Annotated in this window: 4 protein-coding genes and 1 rRNA gene; 2 read left to right on the plus strand and 3 right to left on the minus strand. The window is 71.6% G+C overall.

Annotated features, from left to right (window positions below):
• Positions 1 to 56: 56 nt before the first annotated feature.
• Positions 57 to 4721: a HAMP domain-containing protein gene (locus ACIBCA_RS32985; RefSeq protein WP_396286747.1), complete on the minus strand. Its 4665-nt coding sequence runs from the start codon at positions 4719 to 4721 to the stop codon at positions 57 to 59.
• A gap of 331 nt (positions 4722 to 5052) precedes the next feature.
• Between ACIBCA_RS32985 and ACIBCA_RS32990 the strand changes: the two genes are divergently transcribed.
• Both ACIBCA_RS32990 and ACIBCA_RS32995 read left to right on the plus strand, forming a co-directional pair.
• Complete coding sequence (locus ACIBCA_RS32990; protein WP_396286748.1) at positions 5053 to 7605, plus strand: SpoIIE family protein phosphatase; 2553 nt, start codon at positions 5053 to 5055, stop codon at positions 7603 to 7605.
• 269 nt (positions 7606 to 7874) lie between these two features.
• Positions 7875 to 8438 carry an acetate uptake transporter gene (locus ACIBCA_RS32995; RefSeq protein WP_396286749.1) on the plus strand — a complete coding sequence of 188 codons (564 nt, stop codon included), beginning with the start codon at positions 7875 to 7877 and terminating at the stop codon, positions 8436 to 8438.
• Here the strand turns inward: ACIBCA_RS32995 and ACIBCA_RS33000 are convergent.
• Together ACIBCA_RS33000 and rrf are read right to left on the minus strand one after the other, a co-directional pair.
• Complete coding sequence (locus ACIBCA_RS33000) at positions 8431 to 9330, minus strand: phosphatase PAP2 family protein (RefSeq protein WP_396286750.1); 900 nt, start codon at positions 9328 to 9330, stop codon at positions 8431 to 8433. The two genes, ACIBCA_RS32995 and ACIBCA_RS33000, sit on opposite strands and share 8 nt — an antisense overlap.
• A gap of 61 nt (positions 9331 to 9391) precedes the next feature.
• A 5S ribosomal RNA gene (gene rrf, locus ACIBCA_RS33005) occupies positions 9392 to 9471 on the minus strand; the annotation flags it as partial.

Raw genomic sequence — 9471 nt, forward strand, 5'->3', positions numbered from 1 at the left:
GTCGACCCGAGGGCGTGAACCCCGGAGCACCGCCAGGAGTTCACGCCCCCGACATGTCAACTCCGGTCGGCGCGAAGCCACTCGGACATCACGGACAGCAGGTGGTCGGTCTCCACCGGCTTGGTGATGTGGTCGGTGGCGCCGGCCTCCAGGGACTTCTCCCGGTCGCCCTTCATCGCCTTGGCGGTCAGCGCGATGATCGGCAGGCCCGCGTACTGGGGCATCCGGCGGATCGCCTCGGTGGTCGCGTAGCCGTCCATCTCCGGCATCATGATGTCCATCAGGACCAGCGCCACGTTCTCGTGCTGCTCCAGCATCTCGATGCCCTCGCGGCCGTTCTCCGCGTACAGGACGGTCAGTCCGTGCTGCTCCAGCACGCTGGTGAGGGCGAACACGTTGCGCACGTCGTCGTCCACGATCAGCACCTGCTGGCCGTCGAAGCGGGTGTCCTCGCGCCCGGGCCGCGGCGGGGCCACGGGCTCGACCGTACGGGGGCCGGCCGGGCCCGGTTCCAGGGCGGCGCTGCGACGGCGCTCCAGGGCGCCCCTGCGGCGCTCCTCGGCCAGTTCGCGGACCTCCTGGGCCCAGTGCTCGGCCGGGTTCTCCCCGACCGGCACCGGCAGACCCACCGGGGTCACGCCGACCGAGGCGCGGTGCAGCGAGATGCCCGACCCGGCCGGGCGGCCGTCGCCCGGGGCCTCGGTGCGCAGCGGCAGGTAGAGCGTGAAGGTCGAGCCCTTGCCGAGCTCGCTCTCGGCGTGGATCTCGCCGCCGAGCAGCCGGGCGATCTCGCGGCTGATCGACAGCCCGAGGCCGGTGCCGGCGTACTTGCGGCTGATGGTGCCGTCGGCCTGCTTGAACGCCTCGAAGATCTCCCGCAGCTTGTTGCCGGGGATGCCGATGCCGGTGTCGGAGACGGCGAAGGCGATCAGCTCCTCGTCGGGCCCCTGGATCGAGCCGGACTCCAGCAGCCGCTCACGCACGTGCTGCGGGACGTCCCGGCCGGCGGGGGTGATGGAGAAATCCACGGCGCCCGCGTCGGTGAACTTCACCGCGTTGGAGATCAGGTTGCGCAGCACCTGCTGGAGCCGCTGCTCGTCGGTGTGCAGGGTCACGGGCAGGACGGGCGAGACCCGCACCGCGAAGTCCAGGTTCTTGTCGAGGGCGACGGGCTGGAAGGTGGCCTCGACGTAGTCGACCAGCTGGACGATCGCGATCCGGGACGGGCGGACGTCCATCTTCCCGGCCTCGACCTTGGACAGGTCGAGGATGTCGTTGATCAGCTGGAGCAGGTCGGAGCCGGCGCCGTGGATGGTGTCGGCGAACTCGACCTGCTTGGGCGAGAGGTTGCCCTCGTTGTTGTCGGAGAGCAGCTTGGCCAGGATCAGCAGCGAGTTGAGCGGGGTGCGCAGCTCGTGCGACATGTTGGCCAGGAACTCGCTCTTGTAGCGGGAGGCCAGGGCGAGCTGCTCGGCGCGCTCCTCCAGGACCTGCCGGGCCTCCTCGATCTCGCCGTTCTTGATCTCGATGTCGCGGTTCTGCTGGGCGAGTTGCTCGGCCTTCTCCTGCAACTCCTCGTTGGTGCGCTCCAGTTCCTCCTGACGCGCCTCCAACTCGGCGGACCGCATGGAGAGTTCGGCGGTGAGCCGCTGGGACTCGAGCAGCAGGCCCTCGGTCTTGGTGTTGACGCTGATGGTGTTGACGGTGACGCCGATGAGGTCGGCGATCTGGTTGAGGAAGTCCAGCGCCACGGTCGTGAAGGAGCTGAACGTGGCCAGCTCGATCACACCGAGCAGCCGGCCCTCGAACTGCACCGGCAGCACCACGATGTGGGCCGGGGAGGCCTCGCCGAGGCCGGAGGCGACCTTGAGGTAGCCGGGCGGCGCCTCCTTGACGATGATCGCCCGCTTCTCCACCGCGGCCTGGCCGATCAGCGACTCCCCGGGCCGGAAGGTGGTCGGCATCGCCCGGCGCTGGTAGCCGTAGCTGCCGATCAGGCGCAGCACGGTGTCGTTCTCGTCGTCGTCCTCGGTGATCAGCTCGGCGGTGCGGCCGGCCGGCTGGGCGAGGAAGAAGGCGCCGTGCTGGGCGGAGACGACCGGGGTCAGCTCCGTCATGATCAGCGAGGCGACGGCCTCCAGGTCCCGGCGGCCCTGGAGCAGGCCGGAGATCCGGGCGAGGTTGGTCTTGAGCCAGTCCTGCTCCTGGTTGGTGCGGGTGGTCTCGCGCAGGTTGGCGATCATCTGGTTGATGTTGTCCTTGAGCTCGTCGAGCTCCCCCGCGGCGTCCACGTCGATCCGCAGGCTCAGGTCGCCCCTGGTCACCGCGGTGGCGACCTGGGCGATCGCGCGCACCTGCCGGGTCAGGTTGTTGGCCAGCTCGTTCACCGACTCGGTGAGGTCCTGCCAGGTGCCGTCCACGCCGGGCACCCGGGCCTGGCCGCCGAGGCGGCCGTCGGTGCCCACCTCGCGGGCGACGCGGGTGACCTCGTCGGCGAAGGCGGAGAGCTGGTCGACCATCGTGTTGATGTTGGTCTTGAGCTCGAGGATCTCGCCGCTCGCGTCGACGTCGATCTTCTTCGAGAGGTCACCGCGGGCGACGGCCGTGATCACCAGCGCGATGTTGCGGACCTGGCCGGTGAGGTTGTTGGCCATCTGGTTGACGTTGTCGGTCAGGTCCTTCCAGATGCCGGCGACCCCCGGCACGCTCGCCTGGCCGCCCAGCGTCCCGTCGGTGCCGACCTCGCGGGCCACCCTGGTCACCTCGACCGCGAAGGCGGACAGCTGGTCGACCATCGTGTTGAGCGTCCCGGCGAGCGCCGCGACCTCGCCCTGCGCGTCGATGGAGATCTTCTTGGACAGGTCCCCGCGGGCCACCGCGGAGGCGACCTCGGCGATGTTGCGCACCTGTCCGGTCAGGTTCGACGCCATGAAGTTGACGTTGTCGGTCAGGTCCTTCCAGATGCCCGACACCCCGCGCACCCGGGCCTGACCGCCCAGGATGCCCTCGGTGCCCACCTCGCGGGCGACGCGGGTGACCTCGTCGGCGAAGGCGGACAGCTGGTCGACCATCGTGTTGACGGTGGTCACCAGCTCCAGGATCTCGCCCCGGGCGTCGACGGTGATCTTCTTCGACACGTCGCCGCGCGCCACCGCCGTGGTCACCTCGGCGATGCTGCGGACCTGGATGGTCAGGTTGTTGGCCATCAGGTTGACGGAGTTGGTCAGGTCCTTCCAGGTGCCGGACACCCCGGGCACGCTCGCCTGGCCGCCGAGGATGCCCTCGGTGCCGACGTCCCTGGCGACCCTGGTCACCTCGTCCGCGAAGGAGGAGAGCTGGTCCACCATCGTGTTGATGGTGTTCTTCAGCTCCAGGATCTCCCCGCGGGCGTCCACCTGGATCTTCTGCGAGAGGTCGCCCTTGGCGACGGCGGTCGTCACCTGGGCGATGTTGCGCACCTGATCGGTGAGGTTGTTCGCCATGAAGTTGACGTTGTCGGTCAGGTCCCGCCACACCCCGGCCGCCCAGGGCACCTGCGCCTGGCCGCCCAGGCGCCCCTCGGTGCCCACCTGGCGGGCCACCCGGGTCACCTGCTCGGCGAAGCCGGAGAGCTGGTCCACCATCGTGTTGATGGTGTTCTTCAGCTCCAGCATCTCGCCGCGCGCGTCCACCTCGATCTTCTGCGAGAGGTCCCCGCGCGCCACCGCCGTCGTCACCTGGGCGATGTTGCGGACCTGGCCGGTCAGGTTGTCGGCCATGAAGTTGACGGAGTCGGTCAGTTCGCGCCAGACCCCGGCCACCCCCGGCACCTGCGCCTGACCGCCGAGGCGGCCCTCCGTGCCCACGTCCCGGGCCACCGTGGTGACCTGGGCCGCGAAGCCGTTCAGCTGGTCCACCATCGTGTTGACGGTGTTCTTCAGCTCCAGCATCTCGCCGGCCACGTCCACGGTGACCTTGCGGGACAGGTCGCCCTTGGCCACCGCCGTCGTCACCTGGGCGATGTTGCGCACCTGCGCGGTGAGGCGGCCCGCCATGGTGTTGACGGAGTCCGCGAGGTCCTTCCAACTGCCGGAGACGCTGCGGACCTTGGCCTGGCCGCCGAGCTTGCCCTCGGTGCCGACCTCGCGCGCCACCCGGGTCACCTGCTCGGTGAACTCCGAGAGCTGGTCCACCAGTCCGTTGACCGTACGGCCGATCTTCAGGTACTCGCCGCGCAGCGGGTGGCTCACCCCGTTGCTGTGCAGCGAGCGCAGCTCCATCTTCTGGTCCAGGTCGCCCTCGGCGATCGAGGACAGCACCCGGCCCACCTCGGCCATCGGCCGCGCCAGATCGTCGATCAGCGCGTTGCAGTTGTCGACGGCCGCCATCCAGGCGCCCTCGCCCGCGCCCGTCTCCAGCCGCTCGTTCAGCCGGCCCTCGCGGCCCACCGCCCGCCGCACCCGGGCCAGCTCGCCCGTCAGGTGCTGGTTGCGCTCGGCGACCTCGTTGAAGACCGCCGCGATCTCCGCCAGCGGCCCGTCGCCCGGCACGGTCAGCCGGCGCCGGAAGTTGCCGTCGCGCATCGCCGTCAGCGCGGACAGCAGCTTGCGCAGCTCCGCCGGCTCCGCCCCGCGGTTGTGACTCCTCTGGCGACCGGCCGCGTTCCGCGGCGCGGCGCCGGAGCGTCCGCCGCGCGCTGCGGGCGGCGTCGTACCGGTTGCGTCCTTGGTGGCCGTGCTCAAAAGAGGCCCCTCCCACGTCGTGAACCTTCCGACCGACCGTACTGCTCTCACCGGCCGTCGCGGACCCCCCAGTCTGGCAGCACCGGCGCCGCGTGCACGGCCGGTTGCTCACGGTTGGTACCACACCGTCCGGAACAGGTGGGCAGAATCACCCTCAGGAGCCTGTTTCACCGCCCCGCCCCCACGGGGAACCAAGCGGAAAGTAGGGTGGAGCGCTGCACCCGGGCCACGACCCGACCCAGCGCCGCCGCTCACCCGGTCCGGCGCGTACGGGGAGTCGGCGCCGCACCCCCGGACAGCCAGGCCAGAGCAGTAGAGGAGAAGTGGCAACGTGGTCACCGCGCGCGCAGCCGCCACCTTCGACCCGCACGGCCGGTCCGCCGCCGCCGCCCGCGGTTTCGTCCGGGACGCGCTGCTCGGCTGGGGCCTGCCCGAGGTCGTCGACGACGCCGTCGTGCTGGTCAGCGAACTCGTCACCAACGCCGTCGTGCACGCCGGGACGGCCGCCGAGGTCTGCTGCCTGCGCGAGGAGGAGTCCGTCCGGATCGAGGTGACCGACCACCACCCCGAGCGCGGACTGCCCTCCCTCGGCGGCGGTCCCACCTCCGACCGCTACGCCGACCCCGACGGCGAGGGCGGCCGCGGACTGCTGATGTGCTCCGCCCTCGCCGAACGCTGGGGCGTCGAGTTCACGGCCGGGCAGAAGACCGTCTGGTTCCGCCTCGCCCTGCCCGAACACGTGGTCGGCACCCGCTACGCCGTTCCCGCCACCCCCGGCAGCGACCTGCCCAGCGGCCCGGGCCCCGTCCACGTCGCCGTCGTCCAGCTCGACGAGGACGGCCGCGTCCTCGCCTGGAACCCCGACGCCGAGGCCCTCTTCCACCGCCCCGCCTCCGCCGTCCTCGGCCGCCCCTGGGCCGACCTCGCCGTCTGGCCGCAGTCCGGCCAGGGCCTCGGCCTCACCGACACCCTGCGCCTGGCCCGCTGGGAGGGCTGTTACGGCCTGCGGCTGCCCGACGGCACCGAGACCGAGGTGTACGGCCTCCAGGTGCGCGTGCGCGACACCGAGGGCGTCCCCTCCACCCTCTGCCTGCTCGTCCTCGAACCCGAGCGCGCCGTCCTGCGCTCCCCCGCCCGCACCCTGCCCGACGGCCGCGGCGAACCCGGCGGCCCCCGGCTCGACCTGCTGGCCGGCCCCGTCGCCACCGACGACCTCGACAGCCTCCTCCAGCGCACCGTCGAACGCGCCCGCGACCTCCTTGACGCCGACGCCGCGTACCTGCTGCTCACCACCGAGGACGAGACCGAGTTCGAGGTCCGCGCCGCCACCGGACTCACCACCGGCCACCGCCGCCACGCCCGCTTCCCCGTCGAGACCGGCAACCGCTACGACTCCGCGCGCCTGCCCTCCGTCCACGAGGACCTCGCCGGGCGCCCCACCGGCATGCCCCTGCTCACCGGCAGCGGAATGCGCTCCCTGGTCACCGTCCCGCTCAAGGTCGAGGGCCGCCTCATCGGCTCCCTCGGCATCGCCACCTCCGTCCCCGGCCGCTACGACAACGAGGACGCGCTGCGCCTGCAGTTCGCCGCCGACCGCGTCGCCCTCGCCGTCGAGAGCACCCGGCTCTCCGAACTGGAGCGGCTGCGCCGCGGCTCGCTCTCCTTCCTCGTCGAAGCCTCCGACCTGCTGGCCGGCACCCTCGAACACGAGCAGACCCTCGCCCTGATGGCCCAGATGGCCGTCCCCACGCTCTCCTCCTGGTGCGCCGTCTACACCAACGGGGACCCGGGCTCCCCCGCCGACCTCGCCTTCGTCCTGCACGAGGACGAGGACCGGATCGACCCGCTGCGCGACCTGCTCGACAAGACCCCCGCCCCGCAGGCCGGCCCCGCCCACGGCGTCGACTTCTGGACGGCCCCCGCCGAGACCGCCGCCGCCCACGGGCTCAGCGACGGCCCCGGTCTCTCCGGCGTGCTCGGCGAGACCGTCGTCCTGCCGCTGACCGCCCGCAACCGCGTCATCGGCCTGCTCGCCCTCGGCGTCCCCACCGGGGTCCGCTTCCGCCAGGAGATCCTCGAACTCGCCGAGGACCTCTCCCGCCGAGCCGCCCTCGCCCTCGACAACTCCCGCCTCTACTCCGAGCGCACCGCCACCAGCCAGGCCCTCCAACGCAGCCTGCTGCCCCCGGAGTTGCCCGAGATCCCGGGCGTCGAGGTGGACGTCTTCTACCAGGCCGCCGGAGAGGGCAACGAGGTCGGCGGAGACTTCTACGACCTCTTCACCATCCGTGAGGGCACCTACGGCTTCGCCATCGGCGACGTCTGCGGCACCGGCCCCGAGGCCGCCTCCGTCACGGGCCTGGCCCGCCACTCCCTGCGCCTGCTCGCCCGCGAGGGCCTGGACGCGCCCCAGGTGCTGACCCGCCTCAACGCCGCGATCCTGGACGAGGGTTCGCGCAGCCGCTTCCTCACCCTGCTCTACGGCGAGCTGACGCCCATGCCCGACGGCAGCACCGAGCTGTCCCTGGTCTGCGCCGGCCACCCGCTCCCCCTGCGGCTGCGCACCGACGGCCGGGTCGACCGCGCCGCCACCCCGCAGCCCCTGCTCGGCGTCCTGGAGGATCTCGACCTCACCGCCGAACACCTGGTCCTCGCCCCCGGCGAGGTGCTGCTGTGCGTCACGGACGGCGTCACCGAACGCCGCGAGGGCCTGCGGATGCTGGGCGACGACGGCCTCGCCGAGGTGCTCACCGGCTGCACGGGCCTGACCGCCGGAGCCGTCGCCACCCGGGTCCAGCGCGCCGTCGAGCGCTTCGCCCCCGAGCCGCCGTCCGACGACATGGCGATCCTGACCCTGCGGGTTCCGACTCAGCGCCAGTCGTGACCGTTCGACAGCTGACACCGTCACGAATTGTTATCTTCACAAGGGTACAAGCGGCCTCGGCCGGGTAAACCGATCTCGCCGGGGATTCCCCCGGAAGGGGACGTGACCGGCGGCTCTCCGCCGGCCCATCATTTCTGACCTCACTTCTGACCGCAGCCCGCGCACGCTCGCCGTCGTGCGCCCTCGGCGCGGTCACGCGCATCCACTCATCGACAAGCCGCCAAGGGCCCACTGCGCCCTGCGCGCGCCCAGAGTGAAAGGAGCCTCCGGTGAGCAACGAAGCTACCGGGGCAACGAACGCCCGCTCCACCGGAGCCGACGCGGGTAACCTCGGCTACCTCGCACTCGGCCTGACACTGCTCGCCTACGGCCTTCTCTCCACAGGTGTCCTCAAGGGCACCGGCGTCGGGGACGCGGCCCACCTCGCCCATCTGCTCGGCGGCGTCACCCTCTTCCTCGCGGGCCTCTGGCAGCTCCGCGGCGGCGAGGGCTTCACCGGAACCGCCTTCACCAGCCTCGGCGCCTTCTGGGCGACCTGGTCGATGGCCGGCGGGGCGAGCAAGAACGCCGCCGGTCTGTTCCTGCTGCTGTGGGCCCTACTCGCCCTCACCCTCACCGCGGCCGGTTGGGGCGCGGGTCTGCTCAGCCGCGCCGTCTACGGGCTGCTGACGCTCTCCCTGGTCCTGTCCGCCATCGCCACCTTCGGCAGCTACGGCGGGCTCGCGAAGTTCGCCGGCTGGGTCGCGGCCCTCTCCGGCCTCTCCGCCTGGTACTGGGCGACGTCCGCGCTGAGCAACGGCGCCTGGGGAAAGCTCGCGCTGCCGGTCAAGTGACCTGCCGCGACCGGTCGTCCGTCCTCCGGCCGCCGGTCCCCCGCCCGTCCGTCCGCTCGTCCGTCCTCCCGGGCTCGTCGCCCGACCGGGGCAGGGCCTCCGCCACCGCGGGGGTCCTGCCCCACAGGCGTGCCGCGAGCGCCTGCGCCGCGTACGCGCACAGCAGGATCGCGACGGCGACGATGCCGTCCGCCCAGAAGTGGTTCGCCGTCACCACGACCACCGCGACCGTCAGCACCGCGTGCAGCACCATCACCCACCGCAGACGGCTCGGCGACACCCGCACCACCGCGACCGCCGCCAGCACGCACCAGGCCACGTGCACCGAGGGCATCGCCGACAGCTGGTCGGCCACCACCCCACCGACCGCGCCGCCGTACACCGACTGCCCGTACTGCGCCGCCACGTCCACGAAGCCGTTCTGCGGCAGCATCCGGGGCGGTGCCACCGGGATGAACTGCACCAGCAGACAGACCGCCGTGGTGATCACCACCGTGTTCCGCACCCACGCGTACCGCTCGCGGTGCCGCAGGAACACCCAGAGCAGCACGCCCAGCATCACGGCGAAGTGCATGGTCGCGTAGTAGTAGTTCGCCAGCCGCACCAGCACCGGGTACGGCGTCACCGCCGCCTGCCAGGAGGCTTCGTCCGGCAACCCGATCGCCAGCTCGGTCCGGTGGATCCAGCTCGCCCGGTCCAGCGCGTGATCCGTCCCCATCACCGACAGGCGCCCCACCAGCTGCCACAGCGCGAACAGCGCCAGTAGCGTGCCGGCCTCCCGCAGCAGCGCCGACAGCCAGGGCTTCCGGACCTTCGCCGCCGCAAACGCACCGCCGTAGAGCACCACAGCGGCTCCCCCGGCGGACTGCCAGGTCAGGGTCAGGTTCTGCATTCGCAGAGGGTAACGCAAAAAGACCCCCTCCCGAATGGGAGGGGGTCTTTTCAGAAGAATTGTTCGGCGGCGTCCTACTCTCCCACAGGGTCCCCCCTGCAGTACCATCGGCGCTATGAGGCTTAGCTTCCGGGTTCGGAA

The sequence above is a fragment of the Kitasatospora sp. NPDC051170 genome, from assembly GCF_044455705.1.
In the GTDB taxonomy this organism is placed as follows: domain Bacteria; phylum Actinomycetota; class Actinomycetes; order Streptomycetales; family Streptomycetaceae; genus Kitasatospora.

What these genes read in the sequence shown, in the direction of transcription:
- ACIBCA_RS33000 (WP_396286750.1), bottom strand. Translation starts at nt 9,330, where the DNA reads ATGCAGAACCTGACCCTGACCTGGCAGTCCGCCGGGGGAGCCGCTGTG.